Below are 24,813 nucleotides of genomic sequence, written 5' to 3'. Positions count from 1 at the left end.
ATTCATCTCATCCAGGACTCAATGAGCCGAGCGCTGCTCGAGCTCTTTGTGCTCCTGGATCTCCAAGTCGATCAGGCGCCGAGCGAGGCGGATGATCCGGAACAACTTCACCAGAGCGCCGTCGCTCAAGCGGCCTTCGTCACTTGGGGCTTGTTCAGCACTCAGAGGCTGTCCCAACAGCAATTGGCCAAGGCCAGCCGCAAACTCAAACTCACCCAAGGCATTCACTGGGTCCGCCTGCTCTCTCAACATGGTCAAGGCGATGGCTGTTGCACCGCTCAATGACTGAAGCAGCGTCACGGTATGGTGGGCTGTGGCAGTCACATCGAGATCTTCTTCGGGCTGCTTGTACTTGAAGCCAATGCCACCCTCTACCTCGAGGATGTCCCCAGGGGCGCTCACCGATTCCAGAATTTCAACGGCGAGCTGGGCCAGGTGTTTGCGTAACTGGGTGGGCTCATCGATCTCGCGCTCGATGTACCACAGGTCCGAAATCGGGTGCAGCCCACCGGCTTGAACAGGAATGGCGACCAGGCAGTTGGCGTTGAAATCAGGCAGGGTCTCGCCGTCGAGCGCTGCCATCTTCGCTTTCATCTCGGTGACGCGCTGGCTGGTATTAGTAGGGGAGGCGACGTGGGCATTGATGCGAGCCTGTTGCTCCTCTTGTGTCAGCCTGGGGGTCGAGGCTGGTGCCGGTGGCGACGACGGCGCTCCCGCAGGGGACTGGCTGCCCTGTGGCGAAGTTGTGATCTGGCCACCCCCTGCTGCTTTTGCCGGTGGGGTCAACGTTGAGCCGTCATTACCCGCTGGGGGCGTGGTGGGAGAAGGATCAGTTGGCGGCAGTTCAATCACCGGCGTGGATCGGCGAAGCTGATCCTGTTGCTGAGTGATTTCCAAAAGGATGTCTTCATAGGAGAGGGGAAGCGATTTTTTCATCGACCCGATGAGTTCATCCTGAAAGCGTTGATACAGAAACTCTTCGGCGTCTCCTTCAAAAATGGCCAGGACGTCCTGGAACAGCATTTCGAAGTCGACACCTTGTCCCTTGTAATGCTTTTCCCAGCATGCGGAGGCAGTTTTCCTTAGAGAGAGGATCTTCTCAATCTGTGGTTTACCCAACCCGCTATAGAGCAGGCTCGGTACTGCAGGAAGCAAATATTGGACGGTGTCCAACATTCTGCTGATGTGAGAGTGAGAAATGGGATAGCCATCCTTCGTCAGACGGCGTGAAAGCTCACGTACCCCGATGGTGGACTGATCCTCGGCCTCATAGAGTTTCTTCGCCCGATCGACGCCAACAGCGCGCTCGATGAATTTCAGCTCGCCCTTGAGGTCCTCGGCCAGGTGGCCGGTGAGCATGATGATCTCGCCCCGAACCTGATCCCAGGGGCGGAACAGCACGTTGATACGCTGATACTGTGGATCGTTGGTCTCTTGGAACAGCTCCTTCAGGATGGCAATGCGAGTGTTGCCACCGTTGCGAATGCGGTACTTTTCCTCGCCTGGGCGACGAGTCACGGGCGGTGGCGTGTCGAGACCTCGGTTGCGAATGGACTCTTTGAGTTCGTCGTACTTCGGGTTACGGGTGGTGCGAGGGTTGTCCTCCCAAGGGAGGACCTCGTCCACACTTAGGACCAGTGGGGTATCAGCGATGGGATCGCTCATCGCCGCCGTAGCCGACGTTGGGGAGAAGCCCGGCGCCAAGAGCCGAGCTTTCAGATCATCTGCAGCTTGCATGTCAGGCTCCTACGGCTACGGCGTTGGCTTGATGGGTCAGCATGTGCCCGGTGTTGCGTACCAAGACCAGGACCTCAGCCACGTCTTCCTGGGTAGCGGTCGAGTTCTGCAGCAGGCGATCAATGATCCGATAGGCGCGATTCAGCTCGGATTTCAGCTCCTGGGTATCAACAGACTCACTCTGTACGGGCTCAAAACGGTTGTTGAGCAACGATTGTTCGAGGCGATCGATGATCTCGCTGTTCATGGAGCGGTGGTTCGTACGAGCCACTTCCGCGACACGTTCGCGCATGCCGTCCGGCAGGCGGACGACGAATTTGTCAGCGGTACGGGAATTGGTTGCTTTCATGGGATGTTCTCCTTACTGGCGGCGCTTGAGCTGGTCGGTGAGTTGAGTCGGCAGGTTCTTGATCGTCAGGGAGCCGGTATCGGCGTCATACGTGACGTTGGAACCAAGCAGGTGCACCTCAAAGCTGATGGACAGGCCTTCGGCGCGGCCGGTGAACCGGCGGAATTCATTGAGGACCCGCTTGTCGGCCGGGATCTCCGGCGACAAGCCGTAGTCGCTGTTGCGGATGTGGTCGAAGAATGCTTTCGGGCGATCTTCGTCGATCAGGCTGGAGAGCTCTTCCAGGGTCATGGCTTGGCCCAGCTTGGTCTGGGAGGTGGCGTAGTCGAGGAGGGTCTGGGTCTTTTCGCGAGCTGACTCCTCGGGCAGGTCCTCGCTTTCGATGAAGTCGCTGAACGCCTTGAGCAGTGTGCGAGTCTCACCGGGGCCGTCGACGCCATCCTGGCACCCGATGAAGTCGCGGAAGTAGTCGGCGCTCTTCCTGCCGTTCTTGCCCTTGACGTAGGAGATGTACTGCTTCGATTTTGGATTGTTCCGCCACTCGCTCAGATTGATCCGGGCTGCGCAGGAGAAGTTGCTGGTGTCCAAGTAGCGTGAGGCCACCACATTGAGGTCATCGTCCAGGCAAACGGTCTCGATCTGTTGCAGGACGGCAACCATCAGGTATTCAGTCATGCCCTGCTGGTAGTGGGTGAAGAGCACGTGCCCACCGATGGACAGACTGACCTCTTCGATCAACTTCTGCAGATGCTCGACTGCCATATGGCTGAAGCTGGTGAAGTCGTGCTGCTCATCCAGGTACTGTTTCAGCCAGCCGCTGAATGGGTAGGCTCCCGATTCACCGTGGAAGAACCCCCACGCTTTGCCTTGCTTGGCGTTGTAGCTGTCGTTCAGGTCAGCCTGCAGATGCTCGATGGCATCGGAAGGAGGCAGCTCTGTATCACGGGCATGGAGCACCGCGGGGCTGCCGTCGGGCTGCTTGTCGAGCTGGTGAACAATGGCGTGTCGGATCGGCATTATTGAATCCCCCGGGAGATGCTGTTTTGGGCCTCGGCACGGCGAAGCAGCGCCCTGGCGTTACGCTCGGTGCGATGGTCGCTCGGTGTGCAGGACGTGAAGATCGGTGTGAACCCGGCCTTGCTGAACTTCAGATGGCCACTGTTGGAGCGGGTCAGGGTCCAGCCCTCTGCGAGGGCGAACTCTGCAAGCCGGCGGACACTGTCGTGAGCGCCGCGGAGGAGGTTACGCATGGCTTGCCTCCTGATCGGACAGCAAGGCCTCGCCGGTCAGTAGCCAGCGACTGGCGATGTATTTGTCGCGGTCGCCAGGCTCACTTAGTTGTTGCTCGACGGTGGCGTTGCCTTCGCCAAATAGGCGTGCGGCCAACCGCTCAGCAGCAGTGCGGTCGTTCGCAGTGCAGCTCGCACGTTTGCCTTTCACCGTGTTTGTCCAGAAGCCTGCACCGTCGAATTTCACGATGCACTTCAATGCGAGTGTCATTGGCCACCTCCAGCGCAGAGGGCATGTCCCGCCTGGATGGCGACGATCTCGGGGGTACTGCCGGGATACTGGGAGGCCAGGTCGGTGAGAAATTCGCGTGCAGCTTCACGCGATCCGGGGATGCGGAACACGACGGTGCAGTGATGGGCGTCGTCCTGGGCCGAGTGCAGGTGCGGGGCCACCGCGACCTTTATCCCACAGGCCAGCAGGTGCTTAGGCACCCATACGGACCAGAAGTAGTTCGTCAGCAAGGCAGGCTGGCCAAGCAAGCTCACCGTGACCCCGCTGGTGGTGCAGGTTTCCACTTCGATGTACTTCATGCGCTCGAGCTCCCGCAGTGGCTCGGCCAGCTCCACGGGAGCTACTGTTTGGCCGAACTGGCTGAGCCGGGAGATGACCTGGCTCAACGCATCGAGCCACGTCGCATTGAGCCCAGCTTGATGCGCAAACGCTAAGGCCGACTGCTCGGCACTGGCGATCGCGGGGATCGGTGGATAGACCTGTTCAGTTTGCACGGGCCACCTCCTGCAGCGGATCGAGGTCGTAGCTGCCGCAGACTGGGCAGACCAGTACCTCTGCCTCACCTTCTGGAGTGTGTTCGGCAGGATGTACCTGCCGCACCTGGTGCAGCGCGAAGTGCCGACCGCAGCCGCGGCAGTCATGGGTAACCGATTGGGTGTGAACAGGCGTCATGCGGCGGCTCCTTGCCAAAGGTCGGCAGTGAGGTTTGCGAAGCGGGTTTGGTTGGCGATGAAGGCGGCTCGAACCGAGCCTGTGGGGCCCTGGCGTTGCTTTCCGATGATGATTTCCGCAATGCCTTTCTGGTCCGTGTCCTTGTGGTAGACCTCGTCCCGGTACACAAACAAGATCACGTCAGCGTCCTGTTCGATCGCGCCGCCATCACGCAAGTCGGCATTGATTGGACGCTTATTGGGACGGCGCTCCAGCTCGCGATTGAGCTGGGAGAGCGCTACGAAGGGGCAGTTGAACTCCTTCGCAATGCCTTTCAGCGCACGGGAGATGACGCTGATTTCATTGGCTCGGTTTTCCTGCCCGGAGCACGTCATCATTTGGAGATAATCAGCGATGATGAGGCACGGCTTTCCAAAGCGGCGGCTGGCACGCCGGACCTTAGCCCTCATGGCCGCAGGTGTCAGACTGGCGGTGTCATCGATGACAAGCCGATCCCCGTACTCCTTCATGATGTGCACGGCGTTGGTCAGCTTGGGCCAGTCCTCATCTTCCAACTGTCCGCTCAACAACTTCTGCAGGTCGATATGGCCCAGGATGGCCAGCATGCGGAAGATCAGCGCCTCAGTTGGCATTTCCATGCTGAAGACCACCACGATCTCATTCGGAGCGTGCTTCAGCGCCGCGTCAACCATGTTCAAGCAGAACGAGGTTTTGCCCATCGAGGGACGGGCGCCCACGACGACCAGATCCGCTGGCTGCAAGCCACGGGTCATTGCATCGAGGTCATCTAAGCCCGTAGGGAGGCCCGTTACAGAGACCTGGCCGTTGAAGTACTGGTCAATCTTCTCGATGACGCTCGACAGCGCGGCGTTCATGTCGGCAAATTCGCTTTGCGCACGGCCTTCGCCCAGGGCGTATAGCTGTTGCTCGATGCTGTCCTGGACTTCCGATGCGTCAGCCTGCTGATCCGCTGCTGCCCGCGTACCCTGGAAGCAGAGGGAGATCAGCCGGCGCAGGTGAGCTCGGTTTTGAACGATGTGGGCATAGTGCTCAATGTTCGCAACCGATGGCGTGTTCTTGGCCAGCTCAGCCAGGTAGGAAAGCCCACCCACCTCTTCGGGTGTTGCCAGGGCTTCACTGACCGTCACGACATCAAATGGGCTGTTACGCTCAGCCAGCTCATAGATTGCTTTGAAAATCACCTTGTGCTCAGCACGGAAGAAATCTTCCGGCTGCAGGCGATCGCCAACCAGGTCCCAGGCTTCGTTGTCCAGCATCAGCCCGCCCAGGACGCCTTGCTCGGCTTCAATGGAGTGGGGAGGGGAGAGGTCCAGGACGCTCATCTGGCACCCCCATGGGCAATCGCGGACTGTTGATTACGCCCAACCCCGCGATGGAGCAGGGCATGGCGACCCTGTTCAAAACCTGCCTGCAGGGACCCACGATCGTGCCCCTTGGCCACGGTAGGTTCGATGTCGAAGCGCTTCAGCTCAGGATGGTGCAGCGTCAGGTAGGCGGTGATGTCGGCTTGAGTTTCAGGATCCAGCTCCCCTGCAAACTGTCGAACCTTATGTGCCACTGCACCTATCCACCCTTCTGCGAAAAGCTGGCCTCGACGGCGCTTGGTCTTGAGTTGGCAGCGTTTCTGCTGTGAAACGTGCTCACGACGGGCTTTTTGCAGTTGCAGAGCGAGGCTGCTATAGGCGTAAGAGGCCAGCTCTGGGCCGATACCTTTGCCCAGGAATTTGAAGCAGTACCCCATCGATGGGTGGTAGTAGGAGAGGTGGCTGCAGTCGAAAGCAACTGCACAGGTGGCGGCAAGTGAATGCAGCCAGTCCGCAGGAGAGCGACGGGTGCCGGTGCGAATGCTGGACTCAGCGACCTGGCCGGCTCGAAGCTCCTCCGACTCGATGTTGTACTGGGCCATGAGCGTGCGGGCTTGGCGCAGCGCGATGCTGGCCTCGTTGGTATTTGCCCCAGGGTTGTTGGCCAAGGCCAGCAGCTTGGTGACCTTCTCGAGGACCTTCTGCTTGTCCATGCTCATGCTTGGCCCTCCTCTGGCTTGAGGCGGATCGTAGCCAGACGATCTTGAAGCATGGCCAGTGTGAAAGTTTGTGGAAGTTGTCTCTTCATGAGAGTTCTCCCTGTCCTTCATTTGGGAGCAGAGCCTCTTTCCACCGGCGCAGCGTTTCAAGTTCCTCCGTCGTCAGCGGGGCCTGAGCTACCGCATCGGCGACTTTCTCCTGCAGGAGTTTTAAGCGGTCTTCGACCGTCGAACCGTCGTCGTAAGCAAGATGGCTGGTGACTTCGTCTATCAGGGAATACCGTAAGGACCTCACATTCCCCGAACGATATTGTTCAACGGACATCCCATAGAGCCGCTCTGGAACTACGAGATCAATCCTGAGGTAAAGATTGAATTCGTGGGGGGTGTATGAGGTGTAGAACTGCCGAGCACGATTCAGAATCAGTGCGGCCTGGAGGATTTCAAGAAGTTGCTCCTGAGTTTCAGCCGGCAGTGGGTACGTTACGGCAACCAGCTGTTTTGACCGTGCCAAACGTGCATCCTGACGACGCTTCGCATCCTTGTCGGAGCGAACACGCTTTTCCTTCGCATGGGTCACGTTGTTGCCGATCGACTCAACGAGGCGGGCAGCATCCAGCAGCAACTGGCGCTGCTCGATGGTCAGAAGGTCACCAAGAGAGCCGAGCAAGCCTGAGCGTAGTTTCCAACCGCTGCCCAGCTTGTGAAGGTTCCCCGCCGTGGACGTCAGGGTTTTCTGAATGTTGCGCAGTTCATTTGCGCTGTAGAGCTTCCCAATCCTGAGGACCTCATCAGCCGTGATCCCAGCAGCATCGGTAATGGTGTGCTTATTCATCGCGGCGAGCCTCTTTGACGATCTCGGCAACGCGCTCCTCGGTCATCGCTTCGAAGCGGTCTGTCCACTCAGGGAAGGTCTCGATAGCCAAGCTGCGGATGATGCTCAGTGCGGAGGGTGACTTTCGGTTGGACGGCTGACGGTATTCCAGTCGATGGGCAGGTATGCCCAGTCGAGCGGCAGATTTGAAGACAACAGCGTTTGGAATAGTGGTTTGGAGTACGGAGAAGTCACTGTGTCCGTCGAAGACCTCGCGGACCGTTCCGTGTACAAGGCGGGCATCAACGGTCTCTTCCAGGCCGTTGATGATGATGTTGATGTGAGGGATTTTCAGGCCCAGTCTGCTATAGCTACGCAGGCCTTCCATCATGTGAATGGTGCCGCGGTTGAACTCGCGGGCGGCAAGCATGTTAGGAGGGAGAGGGGATAGGACGAGGTCCGAGGCCAGCACGACCATTTCCAGCATTGCGCTGCGAGCGCCCTGGGTGTCGAAGATGATCAGGTCGTAATCATCTTCGAACGCTGAGATCAGGTTCGCCAAGCGCAGTCTGCCATCGGGCGCCTGCAGTATGAGGTTGTTGAGCTGATTGTTCGCATCGTTCGAAACGATGACGTCGAGGTTGGGGATGGTGGTTCGGGAGATGATCTGGTCGCGATTGGTGTTGTTGAACGCGAGCAGCTCGAAGATACCGCCCTCGGCAGTGTGCTCCAGGGGGAAGTACGACGAAGCGGAGGGCTGGACTGGGTCCAGATCGATTAGGAGGGTTCGCAGGCCTGCGTCAGCGGTGAAGGCCCCGAGGTTGGTCGAGCCGGTGGTCTTGCCGGTACCACCTTTGGTGGAGATCTTGCCGACTCGTTTTGCTTTGGTTGGTTGGGTCATTGCTTTGCCTCTAATGTGGTTTTCATTAGAGGCAGCGCTCGTAGAATGCTGTCTGGTGCTGTTTTAGATTCCCTTCCTAGCTGGCCCGTGCCCAATTGTCTTTTAACCAATTGGTCGTAGGTTCGAATCCTACACGACCCACCATATGCAGTAAGAAAGAGCCCGCTTCCGGTTACGGAAGCGGGCTTTTTCGTTGTCGCGCCTTACTGGCAGTTCAGATTGAATTCTTTGAAGTTGTAACTGCCGCCGTCCTTGCCCCAACTCACGTGCAGCTTGTCGCCATCACCGTAGTTCACCACGTCGGCATTGACGTAGTAACCGAAGGCCGACAGGCCCCCGCTGACCTGATCCAGTTCCTCGACATCCAACGTACGCATTTCAGTCTGTGCAGTATTCATCTGAGAGCTTCCTCGTTCTCGATCATGTTGTTCCGTCTGATGGAAGTCCTGTTGCACCAGGACTTGCTGAAATAATGTGTCTGGCGAGTGCCTGTGCAGCAATAGCCCGGGTGACCTAATGTCACAGCGCCACACCGCGCTCGGCGATGGCCTGCACCTGCTTTGAGCCCCGGCAATAGCCCACCTGTACTAGTGTCGACTGGCGCGCCCTTGTTTAGGCTGGCAGGGCCTCGTAGTTGCGTCTTGTCGCGAGGCCGACTTTTGGGTTCGCCAGGATCGTGGTCAGGGAATGCTATTTCGAAAGGAAGCTCTGCAAGCAGGCAGGGACAAGGATCTGGGCAGCGTCATGCTGGTCTCGCCGCCCTCGTTGCGCATGGCAGGGGTGTGTGCGCTGCTGTTCTGCATCGTCTTGGCCTTGTTCATCAGCTTTGCCAGCTACACCCGGCGCGAAGCGGTTACTGGGGTGTTGGTGCCGGAGGCCGGGCTGATCAAGGTGTTCGCGCCGCAGGTTGGCGTGGTCCAGGACCTGGCGGTGGTCGAGGGCCAGCAGGTGGAAGCGGGCGCCGCGTTGCTGGCGCTGATCAGTGACACCCACAACGGCGAGGCCGGTGCCAATCAGGTCGCCATCAGTCGGCTGATCCAGCGGCGCACCCGCAGCCTGACCGATGAAATCGCCGAGACCCGTGTGCTCCATCAGCAGGAGCGCGAGGGCAAGCAGCGGCGCCTGGCGATGCTGCAGACCGAGCAGGACAAGGTCAGCGCACAAATCGCCCTGACCGGCCAGCGCCTGACCCTGGCGCAAGGCATCGCCGAGCGCTATGCCGAGCTGCAACGCCAGGACTTCGTGTCCCGTGACTTGCTCCAGGCCAAGCAGGACGCGGTATTGGAAGTACGCCTTCGCGCAGAAGAGCTCAACCGTTCCTTGCTGGCCTTGCGCAACGACAGCGCCGCGTTGCGCGCTGAACTGGCCGAGCTGCCGTTCAACCAGACCAAGCAATTGGCCGACCTCGAGCGGCGTCTGCTGGAAAGCGAAAGCAGCCTGTTGGAGAGCGAGGTCAAGCGGCAGATCGTCATTACCGCACCGGCCGCCGGCGAGGTTACCGCCATCGGCGTGGTCAATGGCGCCCGCGCCGATGTCAGTCGGCCATTGTTCAGCCTGGTGCCACAGCACAGCCAACTGTATGCCGAACTCTATGTGCCAAGCCGCTCGGCAGGGTTCGTGCGCCCAGGCCATTCAGTGATGCTGCGTTATCAAGCCTACCCCTACCAGCATTTCGGCCTGGCCCGCGGCACCGTCGCCTCGGTGTCGCGCAGCGCCCTGCCAGCCGAGGAGATCATGACCGTCGGCGCCGTGTCCGATGAGCTGCGCGAGCAGGGGCCGCTGTATCGAGTCAGGGTCACCTTGGAGCGACAAAGCCTGTTTGCCCGCGGGCGAGAAGAGCGTCTGCGCTCAGGGATGCAGCTGGACGCAGACATCATGTTGGAAAACCTGCCGCTCTATGAATGGCTGCTCGAACCCCTGCGCGGCATAGGAAAACGACTGTGAGCATTGCCCAATCCCTGACCTTCGGCGTGGGTCGCAAGCTGCCGGTGATTTTGCAGGTCGAGGCGGCGGAATGCGGCCAGGCCTGCCTGGCGATGATCGCCGCCTACCATGGCCAGGTCCACGACCTGTATTCCCTGCGGCAAAAGCTCTCGCCCTCGATGAAGGGCGCCACCCTCAAGCAGTTGATGGCCATGGCCGGCCAGCTGGGGATGGCCACTCGGCCGCTGCGCCTGGAGCTCGAAGCGCTCGATCAACTCAAGCTGCCCTGCATCCTGCACTGGAACTTCAATCACTTCGTGGTGCTCAAGGAGGTCGGCCCGCGTGGCGTGACCATTCACGACCCAGCCCGCGGCCTGTGTCGATTGACCCGCCAGGAAGTGTCCGAGGCGTTCACGGGTATCGCCTTGGAACTATGGCCGGAAACCGATTTCCAGCCAGGCCAGGCGAAAACCCCGTTGCCGCTGCGCCGTCTGCTCGGGCGGGTGCAGGGTTTTGGCGGCGTGCTCGGGCACATCCTGCTACTTGGGGCGGCGCTGGAGCTGTGCATGATCCTCGCGCCGTTTTTCTTGCAGACGGTGATCGACAAGGTGCTGGTCAGTGCCGACCTGGACCTGCTGGCGGTACTGGCCATCGGCTTTGGCCTGTTGCTGGTGGCCCAGCAGGCGCTGTCGCTAGCACGCTCCTGGGCACTGATGTACCTGGGCACCTTGCTCGGCGCGCAATGGCAGATCAATGTGTTCAGCCACCTGGTGCGCCTGCCGGTGGCGTTTTTCGAGCGCCGTCACCTGGGCGATATCATCTCCCGCTTCGGCTCGCTCAAGGCCATCCAGCGCACCCTCACCACCTCGTTCATCGAGGCGCTGCTCGACGGCGTGATGACCGTGGTCACGCTGGTGCTGATGTTTCTCTACAGCCCGCCATTGGCGCTGATCGCCGTCACCGCCATGCTGCTCTACGCGCTGGCGCGCTGGGCCTGGTTCGGCCCGCTGCGCCGCGCCAGTGAAGAGGAGCTGGTGCGCGCTGCCAAGCAGCAGAGCTACTTTCTCGAGACCTTGCGCGGGGTGCGCACGATCAAGCTGTTTGCCCATCAAGAGCAGCGTGCCACGGTCTGGGGCGGCCTGCTGGTCGACGAGATCAACGCCGGATTGCGCCCGCAGAAACTCCAGCTGCTGTACCGCGCGTTCAACGGTTTGCTGTTCGGCAGTGTGACCCTGCTGGTGATCTGGCTGGGCGCCAAGCAGGTGATCGACGGCGCATTCAGCGCCGGTATGCTGATCGCCTTCAACGCCTACAAGGATCAGTTCAATGGCCGCGTGGCGGGCCTGATCGACAAACTGGTCGATGTGCTGATGCTGCGTCTGCATGGCGAGCGGCTGGCCGATATCGTATTGCAAAGCGCCGAGCGCAGGCCAACGCCGCTGCCCGCCGATAGCGCGACCTGCGCGCGCGTGCCGCGCCTGCAAGTGCGCAAGCTCAGGTTTCGCTACTCCGATTATGAACCCTGGGTGCTCGACGACGTCTCGCTGACGATCGAACCTGGTGAGTCAGTGGCCATTGTCGGCCCGTCGGGATGCGGCAAGACCACCTTGCTCAACGTCATGCTTGGCATCCTGCCACCGGTTGAAGGCCAGGTGTTGCTCGACGACGAGCCGATCGACGCCAACAACCTCGAGCGCCTGCGCCAGATCAGCAGTACGGTGCTGCAGGACGATGTGCTGTTTGCCGGCTCCATTGGCGACAACATTAGTTTCTTCGCCAGCGATACTGACCAGGCCTGGGTCGAGCAGTGCGCACGCCTGGCGGCAGTGCACGATGACATCGCCCGCATGCCAATGGCCTACAACACCCTGGTCGGTGATATGGGCACGGTGCTTTCTGGTGGGCAGAAACAGCGCATCCTGCTCGCCCGCGCACTGTATCGGCGGCCGAAGCTGCTGTTTCTCGACGAGGCCACCAGCCACCTCGATATTCACCGCGAGGCGGCAGTCAACCAGGCTTTGCAGTCGCTGAACATCACCCGGGTGATCGTCGCCCACCGGCCCGAGACCATTCGCTCGGCGCAACGGGTGCTGGCGTTGCACAACGGGCGCATTGCTCACGTCGGGCCGATGCCCGACAGCAGCCCATGAATCGGCGCTGGGCGCTACTGGGCATGCTGGCCTTGTTGAGTATGCCGGGAGCGGCAGCGGCGGCGGTGCAGGCCTGCCCCGAGCCGCTGCGCGCTGGGCAGGCGCTGGCGCTGTCGCAGGCAGTGGCCATGGCCTTGTGCGCCGACCCCGAGGTGGAGGCTGCCTGGCGCACGCAGCTGAGCAGCCAGGCCAGCATGGATGCCGAGCGTTCGGCGTACTGGCCGACGTTGCAAGGCGTAGCCCGTAGCGGCCGGGCCAACCGCAAGACCCGTTACGATGGCTTTTCCGAGGCCAATTCGACCCTCGATGCGCGCACCAGCAGCTATGGCCTGGACCTGAGCTGGGTGCTGTATGACTTCGGCCTGCGCAAGGCCAAGGTCGAAAGCGCCCGCCAGTTGCTCAACGCCGCCAGCAGCAGCCGCGTAGAGAAAATCCAGGAGGTGGTGCTCAACACCAGCAAGGCGTTCTACCAAGTGCAGGCCACTGGCGCGCTGCTGGAGGCCCGTCGCAGCATCGAATCGCTGGCTGCCGATAGCCTCAAGGTCACCACTGCCAAGCACCAGGCCGGCGCAGGCGAGCAGGCCGACCGCTTGCAGGCGCAGACCACCTTCGAGCAGGCGCAGCTGGAGCGGGTGTTGGCCGAGGGTGATCTGGCGGCTGCCCAGGGCGCCCTGGCCAGTGCCCTGAACCTGTCGCCCTCAGCGCCGCTGCGGCTGGAGGTGCTCAACGATCCTGAAGGGCAGGAGGAGGCGTTCATGGTCAGTGTCGATGCCTTGATGGAGCAGGCCCGCCTGACTCACCCGTCGGTTGAAAGGGCGCGCGCCGAATGGTCTTCAACCCTGGCCAGGGCAGAAGCGCAAAGGGCCGAGGACCGCCCGCGGATTGCCCTGTACAGCAGCTACCGACATGACGATACGCCCGTCGAGCAGGTCGCCTCGCGCCAGCAGATCGAGACCTGGAGTGTCGGCTTGCAAGTAACGGTGCCGATCTTCGATGGCTTTCTCGCCCGGCGCCGGGCGCGCGCCGCCGAGTACGAAGCGGGCGCTCGCGAGCAGGACTTGCAGCGGGCTGAGCGCGCGATTGCCCTAAGTGTATGGAGAAGCCGGCAGACCCTCGATGCACGAACCCGCGCACTGGCCATCAGTCGCCGCTTGGTTGGCAGCGCCAGCCAGTCGCATCGGGTTGCGCTGGGGCGCTACAAGGCCGGGGTCGGCAGTATCATCGAGCTGCTCAACGCCCAGAACGATCTGGCCTCGGCGCGGCAGCGGCGGGTTGCCGCGGTGGTCGACTGGTACACCGCCCGCCTGCAACTGGCGGCCGACCTTGGGCAATTGGGCCAGCAATGAGCAAGGCTATTCGGCCCACTCCGGATCGCCAGTGAACACGACCGTGATCCAGCGATCCGGCCCTTCGCCGCCGACCGCATCGCCGATCTCGTTGCGCAGGGCATCCCACTCGCTGATGGTTCTGGCGGCCATTGTCGTGGGCACGATGAAGTACAGCTCGATTTCCCGCGAGCGCCCGACCTTGGCCACATAGGCGCGGTACGACTGCAAGCCGTGCTTGGCGACGAACGCCTGGGCCACGCTGTCGACGTGTTGCTTCAGATCGCTTGGCGTCACCAGGAAGATCTCGGCCATGGCCTGGCGCACCACCGATAGCGGCAACGGGATGATCACCAGGCACACCAGGGCCAGCACGGCCGGGTCGATGTACGGCGAAATCCATTGCCACTCAGTGCCCTGGATGGCGAAACCGACGCAGAAGGCGATCAACAGCGCGGCAGTGATGCTGGCCGACATCACCCAGCCCTTGACGTCCATGCGCACGAAGTCTGAGTTGAGTGTGCGGTTGGCCCGTGCTTCGACCACGGCGATGGTGAGACAGGCGATCACCGTCAGCACCGCGTAGATCAAGGCAATGCCGAACTCCAGATGGCGCCCGCCTTCGAGCAGGCTGCTCACGGCGTTAATCAGTGCATAGACCGCAACGCCACTGAGCAGGATGCCGTTGAGCGCCAGTACCATCGGTTCCAGGTGCCAGAAGCCCATGGTGAAGCGCTCGCGCAGCTTGCGCGACATTTGTTTGCTAGTGACGTGGGCAGTGATCAGCTTGACCACCACCAGCGACAAGCCGCTCATGCTGGCGTCGACCAGCGAGTAGACGCCATCGAAGACGATAGAGAACGAGCCCGAGGCCAGGCCGAAGGCGATGCCGATAGTGGCGATGAACAGGGTGACGGCAATCGAAGTGCGCAGCAGGCCTTGCTCGCTGGTGAGGTCGAAGAATGCCGGTTTGCTTGGTGTTTCCATAACTAAAACTCTTTCAAGGCGCTAGTGCTGTGGGTGTCAGTGGCAGCTCGATCGCGGGGCAAGCCCGCTCCCACGATGCCGAGGCAGGGCAGCCCTTTGGCAGGGGGAGCGTGGGAGCGGGCTTGCCCCGCGATAGGGCCGCCACTGACTAGACGCGGAACTGTTCCATCAATGCTTGCTGCTGATTGGCCAGCCGGTTCAACGCCTGGCTGATCCGCGCCGACTCATCGGCTTGGCCCGACAGCGACTCGGTGACATCACGAATCCCCGCCACGTTGCGGTTGACCTCTTCCGCCACCGCGCTCTGCTCCTCGGCAGCCGAGGCAATCTGCAGGTTCATGTCGGTGATCACCGCCACAGCCTCACCGATTCGCTGCAGTGCAGGCAAGGCCTGTTCCATCTGGCTGGCACTGTCCTGAGCTTGGCGCTGGCCCTCGTGCATGGCCCCGACCACATCGCGAGTCCCCTGTTGCAGGCCTTCGATCACCTGGCGAATCTCTTCCACCGACACTTGGGTGCGCTGGGCCAGGTTGCGTACTTCATCGGCCACCACGGCAAAGCCGCGACCCGCTTCGCCGGCGCGGGCGGCTTCGATGGCGGCGTTCAGGGCCAACAGGTTGGTCTGTTCGGCTATCGCGCGAATCACCTCCAGCACCGAGCCGATCTGCTCGCTGCGGCTCTCCAGTGCGCGCGCTTCGTCCATGGCGGCGTCCATATCGCTGGCCAGGCGGACGATGGTTTGGCGGGTGCCGGAGATCCGCTGCAAGCCTTCACGGCTGGCTTGATCAGCGCCGCGCGCCGCTTGCGCGGCCTGCGCTGCGTTGTGGGCGACGTCCTGGGCGGTGGCACTCATCTCGTTGGCGGCGGTGGCCACCTGTTCGATCTCGCGTTGTTGTTGCTGCATGCCGTTGCTGGTCTGGCTGGCGATGGCGGCGGACTGATCGGCAGTGCCGCGTGCTTCGTGCAGCGAACCTTTGACCTGGGCGATCACCGGTTGCAGCTTGTCCAGGAAGCGGTTGAACCAACCAGTCAATTGGCCCAGCTCGTCCTGGCGGGCATAGTCCAGGCGGCGGGTCAGGTCACCTTCGCCACTGGCGATGTCGCGCAGGCGCTCGGCCACGGCCAGTATCGGCCTGGTCACGCCACGGGCGGTCAGCCAGACCAGCAACAGACCCAGCACCGCAGCCACCAGGCCAATCACCAGGCTGGTGACATTGGCGGCTTGATTGTGTGCGTCCAGGCGTTGGTTGAGGGCAATCGCCGGTGCTTGCAACACCGCTTCGGGCAGCTCCAGCAGCACCTGCCAGGGCGCAGCGCCGGGGATCGGAGCGAACGGGTGGGAGATGTGCATCTGGCCGTCATCCAGGCGCTGTACCGGTTGGCCTGCGCGCATGCTGGCGAGCAATTCATGCGCCTGCGGGCCAAAGGTCTGTTCCAGGGTCTTGCTCAGCTGGGCACTGTCGCGGCTGTGTCCGGCGAGCAACCCGACCGGGCTGACGATGCTGACCTGGCCCTGGCCGTCGAACAATTCCTGACGTCCCGCCAGGCTCAGTTGCTGCAAGTTGTCCAAGCCGATATCCAGGCCAACCACGCCGACTACCTGGCCGTTTTCCAGCAAGGGCAGGGCAATGCTGGTCATCAGTACCTGGCGGCCATTGACCTCATCGAAGTACGGATCGAGCACGCAGGCCTTGGCGGTTTCCTGCGGGCAGGTCAGCCAGCGGTTGTAGGGCGAGCCATTGGCGCCGACGCTGGTGTCGGCCAGCATCGATTCGGGCATGGCCTCTGACTCCAGAGTGCCGGGACGTGGCTGCGACCAGTACAGCGAGAAGCGGCCGCTGTCGTTGCTGCCCTGGGCATCGTGATTGACGAAGCTGGCGTCGCGCTGGTCGAGCGCATTGGGCGCGAACACCAGGTACAGGCCGATCAGGTCTGGGTTGCCGGCCAAGGCAGCGCGGGCCTGAGTGGTCAGCTCGGCGCGCAGATCGGCGTCGCCACGCTGCTTGAGCACCTGCACCAGGCGGGCAAAGCCATTGCCGTATTGATAAGTATCCATGAAGTAGCGCTGGATACGCAGCGCTTGGGTTTCAGCGTGGGCTTGCAGGCGCAGGCGCGCGCTGTGATCGAGCAATTCGGTGTTGGCCGTGAAGACCTGCGCCGCGCTGCGTCGGGCCTGGGTCAGCGAAGTGGCCACCAGCAGGGCGACGATCACCAGCAGGCACAGGCCGGCGAGCAGGGTGATCTTCCACTGGATGGAGAGGCGGCGCAGCAGCATGGCAGCATTCCTTGTCGAGAAAAGGGCAACGCCCGCGATCAGGCGGGCGTCGGCAGGGTGGTCATTCAGCGATGCAGTTTGGCGGTGCTACCCGGAAGGCTTTGGTCAGCCAACCGAGGTAGATCAGCCCGGCCAGCGCCCAGGCGCCACCGAACAGTAGCGAGTGTTGGTTGAGGTCCAGCCACAGCGAGACGATGATGCAAAAACCTATGGTCGGCAGGACCAGGTACTTGAGGTGGTTGGCCAGGCCCTTGTTGCGCTTCTCGCGCAGGTAGCAATGGTTGATCACCGACAGGTTGACGAAGCTGAACGCCACCAGCGCGCCAAAGTTGATCACCGAGGTGGCGGTCACCAGGTCGAAGAAGATCGCCGACAGCGCGATCAAGCCGACTACCGCAATGTTCAGTACCGGGGTCTGGTAGCGCGCATGCAGGCGGGCGAACACCCCGCTGGGGATCACCTTGTCGCGACCCATCACATACAGCAGGCGCGACACGCTGGTCTGCGAGGCCAGGCCCGAGGCGATGGTATTGATCACCGTGCAGGCGATGAACACCGACTGGAACAGCTTGCCGCCCACGTACAGGGCAATCTCCGGCAGGGCTGCTTCCTGGTCGTGGAAGCGCTGCATGGTCGGGAAGTACGCCTGGATGAAATACGACACCAGGATGAACACCGCGCCACCAATCAGCGCGGTGAGGAAGATCGCCCGTGGGATGGTCTTGCCCGGGTCGCGGGTTTCTTCAGACAGGCAGGTCACCGCATCGAAGCCCAGGAACGAGAAGCACAAGATCGTCGCCCCGGCAGCCAGGGCACTGAACTGGGTCTGCGCATCCGCGAACGGCGCCAGGCTCCAGGCGGTGCCCATGCCCTCGCCGTGGTCCAGGCCGCGCACGCACAGGTAGATGAACACCGCGATGATCACCACCTGCACCGCCACGAACAGGGCGTTGAAGTGCGCCACCAGGTTGATGCTGCGCATATTGATCAGGCTGATCAGGGTGACGAAGCCGGCCACCCAGATCCATTGCGGGACTTCGGGGAACATCGCCGAGAGGTAGAGCTTGGCCAGCAGGGCATTGACCATCGGCAGCAGCAGATAGTCGAGCAAAGACGACCAACCCACCAGAAAGCCCACGTGCGGATTGATCGCCCGCTGGGTGTAGGTGTAAGCCGAACCAGACTGTGGGAAGCGCCGCACCAGGGTGCCGTAACTCACGGCGGTGAACAGCACGCCGAGCAGCGCCAGGATATAGGCGCTGGGCACGTGCCCGGCGGTGATCCCGGAGACGATGCCGAAGGTGTCGAATACGGTCATTGGCGTGAGGTACGCCAGGCCAATGATCACGACCTGCCAAAGGCGCAGGGACTTGCGAAACTGGCTGTTTGCCGAAGTGCTCTGGTCATACCGCATGCTGGCGGGGCTCCAGGGCATGGACAGCGGACGCGGCGTGCGGGCACGGCAAGGTCAAGCGGATGAGCTCCATATTGTTCACCTTTTATGTTGGAGCGGCGTGACGCCTCCTGTGACCGGAGGCGGGTATTGCGAGGCGGGAAAAATAATCAACGGGGGGGCAGAGGGTGTCAAGTTAAACATGACGTTCGACATTTTTATCAGGCTGATATCGATTAAATTTGACCTTTTAGGCCTTTTCTAGCGTGTTTTTTAAGGCGTTTTAGATTTTTGTGTAAATAAAAACGTTCACGACGGTCGCGTGGCTGTTCTACTGCCAGGTGAGTGCCCTGTGATATAGGTGTCAGAGTTCATTCCAGCTGTGCGCGCTGCCTGTGCTGATTGGCACAGGGCCACCAATCCTCAGTGGGAAGTAGTGATCCAGCGCCGCGGTGAGCCAGCGTTTGTATTCGTCGGAGTTGATGTTGGCCGCCTTCATGATGTACTCAATCAGCTTCGCATAGTCAGGCCGGTGTGCCTTCAGCACATCATCAAACACCTTCGGTCCACAGACTTCGGAGATTGTGCTCATGAACTGGTTGAGTGCCTCAGCGCCTTTGATTGTGCGGGGGGGGGTCTTGAATGCCTCTGATAAGAGATGGAATCGTTGGTTCGCAGTATCCAGGAGCTTCTTCAGCAGCGGGTTGTTCGGGTGGCTGGCGAAATGGGAATTGTTGATCAGTCGGTCCCCGTTCCAAGGCATTCGGAAGCGACTACCGAGCAGCACATCGTGCGGAGCTGCGGACAGCTCTTTAGCAATGACAGGTGCGAGGCTGTCATCGATATCCATATAGATCCCCCCATACTCATAGATCAGCCTGTAACGCAGGAAGTCCGCCGCAGCCGCTAAGTTACGTGCTGGGCTGTCAGGACTACGGAAGTAGTTGAAACCGTCGCCTTCGGAGCTGTTGATAAATTGCTCGAAGAACGGTTGATCGTGCAGGCTGCGGACTTCGACGCTGGTTGCTTCGAGCGACTGGCGTATTGCCGCAAGCGTCGGTGCACCGCCGTCTACATGAAGGATGAAACGGTAGTAAGCGTTATCGGCGTTCTCCCTGATGTTCCAGCTCAAATTGGCGGGAAGCCTGTTTTCCCCGACCCAGATCATGTGTATCTCGTTCTTTACCGGCGTGGTTTGCTGCGGTAGCTGGGGCAGGTCAGGGAATCTGTACTCGATGAAGTGGTTTTCTGCCGGGAGCCGGTGGCGCACGCGTTCGAAGTCTCTAGCCGTGCCCGTTTTCCAGCGGACCTTGGTTTGCAACAACGGCTCTTCTCGCCATGCGTAATCACCGTTAAGGGTGCGCCAGGCAGCAGCATCGGCGTCGTAGAAGACTGGGACCTCATCCTCAATGATGTCCGCCTCGCCGGGTGTCTGGATTTTCATGCGCACATAGTAACGAGTGTGCTCCTCAATGATGTCATCCAACGGCACCGTGACCTCCACTCTCGGTACCAGAGGCTGACGTTGTATGCCCTCAACGACCCGCGTTGGCAGGGGCGGGCTGCTGATCATGGTGAGAGAGGGATTGCCGCCGCGCAGCCCGAAACGCAACTCGATGTCCCAGTAGCCGTCTTCGGTCGCCTTCAGGAACGGCCCCCACTCGCGTGGATCGTCTGCCGAGCGAATCCGCAGTTGCTGCTCGTGCTCCAGCCACTCGACCCGATACACATCATGGCGGATGTTGACATACAGTTTGCCGTTGTCCAGGAAGGTGCCTTTACCGCCGCCGGCGACGCGCACCGCAGAGGACGCTTTGAGCTGGGCGAGTCGGTTGCGCAGTTCCGGTTGCAGGCTGTCGAGTTGTGGTCGTTGCACTTTTAGCTCGTCGATCAACGGCCAGTTAGCGTGCGGTGCGGCTTCAGGGGCTACCTGCTGTGCGCTTTCGGCCTGACGCTGCTGGGCACGCTCTACGGCCTCTGTCGCAGCCAGCTGCTCTTCGCTGAGCACTACCTTGGACCTGGCAAGCTGTGACGCTTCACCGATCAGTGGCAGCGCATTGAGCAGTCCGAACGCCACTCGACCGATGCCTTCGACCGTTTCCTGCTCATTCTTGGCTGCGCTGATCTCGCCCACGCCCACCGCTAGCAGGCCAGCGCCGAGTACCGCGACTAGCGGTGCCAGCTCCGGCAGCGCCAGGGCAATTGCGCCGATGACATTGACCGTCACCTCCAGGCCTTGCGCCAGCTGCTTGCGGTAGTACTCGCTTTGAGTGGCGATGTCGTGTCTGGCATCGGCGTAGAAACGTTGCTTGATCTGCCTGCGCATAGAGGTGAAGGGATACGGATACAGGGTTGGGCCAAAGCTGATGATTTTGTCCGGCACCCACAGCCCAGTGGCCTGGTCGAGTATGCGCGGATAGGCAGCCACGCCTCGAAGAGCAGTATCCACACCGCTGAGAAACGCGCCATCGAGCCGATCCGCAGAGCTGAAGTGGCTGGCCAGGGAAGCTCGTTTGTGTGGGTCACGACATTGCTGCTGCAGCCATATGCGCAGCTCATGTGTATTGGTGAAACCATGCAGGGGCGAGGAATTACCGGGGATGTACAGCACCACGTCGGTTTTGCGCTTGTCACCGAATACCATGATGTCTGACGCGGCATAGCCATAGATGCGTAGTTCAACGATCGTATGATGAGTTGAAATCGGGTTGTCGGCAAAGTAGCGATAGGAGGTGTTTTCCCAGCTGGTATTGGGGTGAAGCATCATGCTCTTGAGCACCAGTGCCGAATGCTCGGCGCTCAGCGAGCCCTCGTCACGTTGCAGCAGCGCGGCGTGCACCACATTGCCCTTGAGCATCAGGTGATAGGTACTTTCGTGTTCGGTCCAGAAGCGGTTGAGGTGGGTCAGATAATGCGCTTGCAACTGCGCATTCCAAACGAATTCGAGAAACGCTCTTGGGTCCAGGTCTACCTGGTTCCAGGCGTCGTAAACCTGCGGCGAGCTACGCCGGTACACGCCATCGTATGAGCGCGAATCGGCCAATTGGCCGTCGCTGAGGTTTACCAGTGTGCTAACCGCATAGCCGTTCATGCTCCAGGTCATGGGGTAGCCGAGGTGATCTGACCATGAGCCACTGCCCCGTTGCTTCCAGTTGCCGATCAATGCTTGCGGCAGGGTCATGGCATGGGCCACCTGTGCCTGCCATGGGCCTGGGGTGATGTTAACCAGGTGCAGGTAAAGCGTGGCCAGGATCAAATCTTCTGGATCATCGTCTATGCCGTGCTGCTCAAGGTATTTGCGAATCTGCTGGTCGGCGTAGGCCTGGGGTGTCTCTAGGCTCACCTGTTCCCGGTCGAATACTTGCTTGATCGACAGCAGCACATCTTCATCCTGTTCGGGCGTGGCGGGAATAATCGAAAGCAAAGAGTGCTGGCCGCGGCTGAAGGAGGTGTCGGGCTGGGTAGCGGGTTCGGGCGAGAAGGGCTCACCCAGTGCAGGGTACTCTGGAAAAGTCGGCTGGTAGCTCACGTCGGTCTTCCTGAATAACGACTAGGGAAGTTGAGCGTGTGCTGGTTGGGCAAGCTGTGCGCGGCAGATAGTTACCGCACCTTTGTCCGGTGATGGCGGGCGAATGCTGTCATGCCCTGACGCCATTTGCTTGGCCAAATTGTCCCGCCAGACGCGGCCTGACAGTGTAATCTTAGCGCTCGCGATTTTCGTCAAGCGAGTCGCCCACTCCCCCCTATGGACAGCAATCGGTTCAATTCATGAAGAAATCAGTAGGCATCCTTTCCGGCCTGGCGGTCGCCATCGCCGTCGCAGTCACCGCTGGCGCCTGGTACACCGGCAAGCAACTGCCTGCCCAGTTGGACAGTTCCGTCAGCCGTGCTAACCAAGAACTGAAGAAGGCCGTGGCCGGCACTGGAGGCAGCATGACCCTTGAGCTGGCCTCGCTGGAGCAGCACTTCTTTACCAGCACTGCGCATTACCGGCTCAAGGCCAAGGACGTGTGGCTGGGCGAGGGCGCGCCACTGAGCTTTGACGTGGGGCTCGTCGACCAGATCGAGCACGGCCCGTTTCCGTGGTCGCGGGTCAAGGCATTCAAGTTGATGCCGGTCCTGGCCACCAGCAACAGCGCGCTGGAGAAAGATGACTTCACCGCCGCCTGGTTCGCCGCAGCCGGCGATCAGCCGCCAGTGACCGGCCAGGTCAGCCTCGGCTACGCCGGGAGTATCGACAGCGATATCCGCCTGGCGCCGCTCAAACTCAACGAAGACAACGGCAACACCCTGGACTTCTCCGGCATGCAGTTGCAGCTTAGCGGCGATGAGCAAGGCAAGGCGGTGAAGATCCACGGCACAGCCGAGCGCCTGGAAATGAAACTGGTCGGTGATGATCATCCGCCCGCTACGTTCAAGTTCGAAGGCCTGAAGATCGGTGGCGACCTGGCCAGCACCGGCCATGACCTGGTGTATGTCGGTAACCTTGACCTGGCCCTGGCACAAGCCCAGGCAACCCTGGGGCCTAAGCAAGAGGTGCTGCTGCTCAAGGGGCTGGAGCAGAACAACCTGTATAGCGCCGAAGGCCCGGACACCATGGGCGGGCGCATCGAGTACAAGGTCAACGACATCAGCTATGCCGGGCGTGCGGTTGGCAGTGGGCAGATGGTGGTGACGGTCAAGTCGCTCGACATTCCGGCGTTCCAGTCGTTGGCCGAGTGGTACCAGACCAAGCTGCCTGAAGTGCAAGAAATGCAGCAAGCCCAGGCGGCCGGCCAGCCATTCCCGACCTTCGACATGACCGAAGAAGAGAAGGCCAAGGTGCAGGCCGACTTGCAGAAGATCCTCGCCGCCAAGCCGAAGCTGGCGCTGGAACAACTGTCGTTCAAGACGGCCAATGGCGAGAGCCGTTTCAGCCTGGCGCTGGATTTCTCCAACCCAAGCTCGTTCGACCTGCCGCCTGATCAACTGGGCAAGCAGCTGGTCAGCCAGTTGAAGAGCCAGCTGTCGTTGTCCAAGCCGATGATCGGCGACCTGGCAACGCTGCAGGCGCTGCTCGAAGGGCAGACCGACGCCCAAGCGATTGCCCAGCAATCGAGCCAGGCAGGCGAGATGGTCGGCATGATGGCGCTGCAAAGTGGCATGGCCACAGTGCAGGGTAATGACGTGGTGTCCAACTTGCACTATGCCGACGGCATGGTCGACTTCAACGGCAAGAAGATGACGGTCGAGGAGTTCGCGATGATCCTCGGTGCGCACCTGGCCGCGCTGTCGCCGCAAGGCTGAAGCCTGAGTAAACCTGTTCCCACAGCAATAGCGTTGACCGATCGGTCGACGCGGCCCCCGTGGGAGCGGGCTTGCCCGCGAAGAGGCCAGAGCAGCTGGCAGAGGGCGTTGCCAGCGGACGCCTGATTGCCTGTCACAAAAATCGCTTTTGCATTGACCTGATTGTCTGTAGCCTTCGGCGCGATAATAATCCGCGCCCGCAGAGGGCCGCGACGGCGTGCCTGCCGTCCGGCACCACTAGCCGATCTGCCAGGGCCGGGTGATACACTCGACTGACGCGCACGCGCGCCCGCAGGTCCAGCGATCATGACCCAGATTTCCGAACGCCTGTTGGTTCAAGCCCACCTTGATGCCAAGCAGCCCAACCCCCTGACCCCCGCGCAGGAGGCCGAGTACCGTGCGGCCATCGCCGCCGAACTCAAGGCCCAGAACGCAGTCCTGGTCGCCCATTTCTACTGTGATCCGGTGATCCAGGCGCTGGCCGAAGAGACCGGCGGCTGTGTGTCCGACTCCCTGGAAATGGCCCGTTTCGGCAAGAACCACCCCGCCGACACGGTGATTGTCGCCGGCGTGCGCTTCATGGGCGAGACCGCCAAGATCCTCACCCCGGAAAAACGCATCCTGATGCCAACCCTGGAAGCGACCTGCTCGCTCGACCTGGGCTGCCCGGTGGAAGAGTTCTCGGCGTTCTGCGACAAGCACCCCGAACGTACCGTGGTGGTCTATGCCAACACCTCGGCAGCGGTCAAAGCGCGGGCCGACTGGGTCGTGACTTCCAGCTGCGCGCTGGAAATCGTCGAGACCTTGATGGACAACGGCGAAACCATTATCTGGGGTCCAGACCAGCACCTGGGCCGCTACATCCAGAAAAAAACCGGCGCCGACATGCTGCTGTGGGATGGCGCGTGCATCGTTCACGAAGAATTCAAGTCGCGCCAGCTGGCCGACATGAAGGCGCTGTATCCCGATGCGGCGATCCTGGTACACCCGGAGTCGCCCGAGTCGGTGATCGACCTGGCCGATGCGGTGGGCTCCACCAGCCAGCTGATCAAGGCCGCGCAGACCCTGCCGAACAAGACCTTCATCGTCGCGACCGACAGCGGCATCTTCTACAAGATGCAGCAGCTGTGCCCGGACAAGGAGTTCGTTGCCGCGCCGACGGCGGGCAATGGTGCCGCGTGCCGTAGCTGTGCGCATTGTCCGTGGATGGCGATGAACACGCTGGAGCGTACCCTTGATTGCCTGCAGAAGGGCACCAACGAGATCTTCGTTGATCCGGCGTTGATTCCGCGAGCGATCAAGCCGCTCAACCGGATGCTCGATTTCACCCAGGCAGCGCGGTTGAAGCTATCGGGTAACGCCTGAGGTCTTCAGTAAGCAATCGCGGGGCAAGCCCGCTCCCAAGCTCACCCAGTATCGTAGGGTGAGCGTGGGAG

General features: G+C 61.1%; 21 protein-coding genes and 1 pseudogene. 5 read left to right on the top strand and 17 right to left on the bottom strand.

Annotated features, from left to right (window positions below; all coding sequences use genetic code 11):
• Positions 1-18: 18 nt before the first annotated feature.
• The 12 genes from AAZU54_RS03555 to AAZU54_RS03500 form a co-directional block, all read right to left on the bottom strand.
• The gene (locus tag AAZU54_RS03555) at positions 19-1,737 is read right to left on the bottom strand and encodes a ParB family protein (RefSeq protein ID WP_434726552.1); all 1,719 of its coding nucleotides are present in this window, start codon (positions 1,735-1,737) and stop codon (positions 19-21) included.
• A 1-nt stretch (position 1,738) separates the two neighbouring features.
• Positions 1,739-2,086, bottom strand: coding sequence for an Arc family DNA-binding protein (locus AAZU54_RS03550; protein WP_434726551.1), 348 nt, complete (start codon positions 2,084-2,086; stop codon positions 1,739-1,741).
• A gap of 12 nt (positions 2,087-2,098) precedes the next feature.
• Complete coding sequence (gene yejK / locus AAZU54_RS03545) at positions 2,099-3,103, bottom strand: nucleoid-associated protein YejK (RefSeq protein ID WP_434726550.1); 1,005 nt, start codon at positions 3,101-3,103, stop codon at positions 2,099-2,101.
• Positions 3,103-3,336: a hypothetical protein gene (locus tag AAZU54_RS03540; protein WP_434726549.1), complete on the bottom strand. Its 234-nt coding sequence runs from the start codon at positions 3,334-3,336 to the stop codon at positions 3,103-3,105. The genes yejK and AAZU54_RS03540 overlap by 1 nt, the downstream gene beginning before the upstream one ends.
• Positions 3,329-3,586, bottom strand: coding sequence for a hypothetical protein (locus AAZU54_RS03535; RefSeq protein WP_434726548.1), 258 nt, complete (start codon positions 3,584-3,586; stop codon positions 3,329-3,331). The genes AAZU54_RS03540 and AAZU54_RS03535 overlap by 8 nt, the downstream gene beginning before the upstream one ends.
• Positions 3,583-4,101: a hypothetical protein gene (locus tag AAZU54_RS03530; RefSeq protein ID WP_434726547.1), complete on the bottom strand. Its 519-nt coding sequence runs from the start codon at positions 4,099-4,101 to the stop codon at positions 3,583-3,585. Before AAZU54_RS03530 ends, AAZU54_RS03535 begins: the two co-directional genes overlap by 4 nt.
• A complete protein-coding gene (locus AAZU54_RS03525; protein ID WP_434726546.1) occupies positions 4,091-4,279 on the bottom strand; it encodes a hypothetical protein in 189 nt (62 codons plus the stop codon). The genes AAZU54_RS03530 and AAZU54_RS03525 overlap by 11 nt, the downstream gene beginning before the upstream one ends.
• Positions 4,276-5,622, bottom strand: a complete 1,347-nt coding sequence (gene dnaB, locus AAZU54_RS03520) for a replicative DNA helicase (protein ID WP_434726545.1) — start codon at positions 5,620-5,622, stop codon at positions 4,276-4,278. Before dnaB ends, AAZU54_RS03525 begins: the two co-directional genes overlap by 4 nt.
• Positions 5,619-6,323 (bottom strand): DUF2786 domain-containing protein, encoded by a 705-nt coding sequence (locus AAZU54_RS03515; protein WP_434726544.1) that lies wholly within the window; start codon positions 6,321-6,323, stop codon positions 5,619-5,621. Before AAZU54_RS03515 ends, dnaB begins: the two co-directional genes overlap by 4 nt.
• Before the next feature lie 85 nt (positions 6,324-6,408).
• Positions 6,409-7,158: a hypothetical protein gene (locus AAZU54_RS03510; protein WP_434726543.1), complete on the bottom strand. Its 750-nt coding sequence runs from the start codon at positions 7,156-7,158 to the stop codon at positions 6,409-6,411.
• Positions 7,151-8,038: a ParA family protein gene (locus AAZU54_RS03505; RefSeq protein ID WP_434726542.1), complete on the bottom strand. Its 888-nt coding sequence runs from the start codon at positions 8,036-8,038 to the stop codon at positions 7,151-7,153. Before AAZU54_RS03505 ends, AAZU54_RS03510 begins: the two co-directional genes overlap by 8 nt.
• A gap of 203 nt (positions 8,039-8,241) precedes the next feature.
• Complete coding sequence (locus AAZU54_RS03500; protein ID WP_186555349.1) at positions 8,242-8,436, bottom strand: hypothetical protein; 195 nt, start codon at positions 8,434-8,436, stop codon at positions 8,242-8,244.
• Between the two features lie 289 nt (positions 8,437-8,725).
• On the opposite strand from AAZU54_RS03500, the gene AAZU54_RS03495 reads away from it, so the two are divergent.
• From AAZU54_RS03495 to AAZU54_RS03485, 3 genes are read left to right on the top strand one after another with little or no spacing between them, the layout of a single operon-like run.
• Complete coding sequence (locus AAZU54_RS03495) at positions 8,726-9,982, top strand: HlyD family secretion protein (RefSeq protein WP_434726541.1); 1,257 nt, start codon at positions 8,726-8,728, stop codon at positions 9,980-9,982.
• On the top strand, positions 9,979-12,111 hold the full coding sequence (locus AAZU54_RS03490; RefSeq protein WP_434726540.1) for a peptidase domain-containing ABC transporter: 2,133 nt from the start codon (positions 9,979-9,981) through the stop codon (positions 12,109-12,111). Before AAZU54_RS03495 ends, AAZU54_RS03490 begins: the two co-directional genes overlap by 4 nt.
• On the top strand, positions 12,108-13,457 hold the full coding sequence (locus AAZU54_RS03485) for a TolC family protein (RefSeq protein WP_434726539.1): 1,350 nt from the start codon (positions 12,108-12,110) through the stop codon (positions 13,455-13,457). Before AAZU54_RS03490 ends, AAZU54_RS03485 begins: the two co-directional genes overlap by 4 nt.
• Positions 13,458-13,463: 6 nt before the next feature.
• On the opposite strand, the gene AAZU54_RS03480 is transcribed toward AAZU54_RS03485, so the two are convergent.
• The 5 genes and pseudogenes from AAZU54_RS03480 to AAZU54_RS03460 all read right to left on the bottom strand — a co-directional run bounded on the left by AAZU54_RS03480 (position 13,464) and on the right by AAZU54_RS03460 (position 21,620).
• Positions 13,464-14,423: a cation diffusion facilitator family transporter gene (locus tag AAZU54_RS03480; RefSeq protein WP_186555345.1), complete on the bottom strand. Its 960-nt coding sequence runs from the start codon at positions 14,421-14,423 to the stop codon at positions 13,464-13,466.
• Positions 14,424-14,571: 148 nt separating this feature from the next.
• Positions 14,572-15,327: a methyl-accepting chemotaxis protein gene (locus AAZU54_RS03475; RefSeq protein WP_372353331.1), complete on the bottom strand. Its 756-nt coding sequence runs from the start codon at positions 15,325-15,327 to the stop codon at positions 14,572-14,574.
• 102 nt (positions 15,328-15,429) lie between these two features.
• Positions 15,430-16,479, bottom strand: a pseudogene (locus AAZU54_RS03470) (PDC sensor domain-containing protein); the annotation flags it as partial.
• Between the two features lie 280 nt (positions 16,480-16,759).
• Positions 16,760-18,112: an APC family permease gene (locus tag AAZU54_RS03465; protein WP_434726538.1), complete on the bottom strand. Its 1,353-nt coding sequence runs from the start codon at positions 18,110-18,112 to the stop codon at positions 16,760-16,762.
• 343 nt (positions 18,113-18,455) lie between these two features.
• Positions 18,456-21,620: a glycosyltransferase family 32 protein gene (locus AAZU54_RS03460; RefSeq protein WP_434726537.1), complete on the bottom strand. Its 3,165-nt coding sequence runs from the start codon at positions 21,618-21,620 to the stop codon at positions 18,456-18,458.
• 239 nt (positions 21,621-21,859) lie between these two features.
• On the opposite strand from AAZU54_RS03460, the gene AAZU54_RS03455 reads away from it, so the two are divergent.
• Together AAZU54_RS03455 and nadA are read left to right on the top strand one after the other, a co-directional pair.
• A complete protein-coding gene (locus AAZU54_RS03455) occupies positions 21,860-23,377 on the top strand; it encodes a YdgA family protein (protein WP_405130229.1) in 1,518 nt (505 codons plus the stop codon).
• 306 nt (positions 23,378-23,683) lie between these two features.
• A complete protein-coding gene (gene nadA, locus AAZU54_RS03450) occupies positions 23,684-24,742 on the top strand; it encodes a quinolinate synthase NadA (RefSeq protein ID WP_186555340.1) in 1,059 nt (352 codons plus the stop codon).
• Positions 24,743-24,813: the final 71 nt, after the last annotated feature.

Origin of the sequence: Pseudomonas sp. Je.1.5.c, from assembly GCF_051129895.1 — a bacterium.
In the GTDB taxonomy this organism is placed as follows: domain Bacteria; phylum Pseudomonadota; class Gammaproteobacteria; order Pseudomonadales; family Pseudomonadaceae; genus Aquipseudomonas; species Aquipseudomonas urmiensis.
Note: the sequence above shows the minus strand (reverse complement) of the source record. Positions and strands in the feature narration are given on the sequence as shown.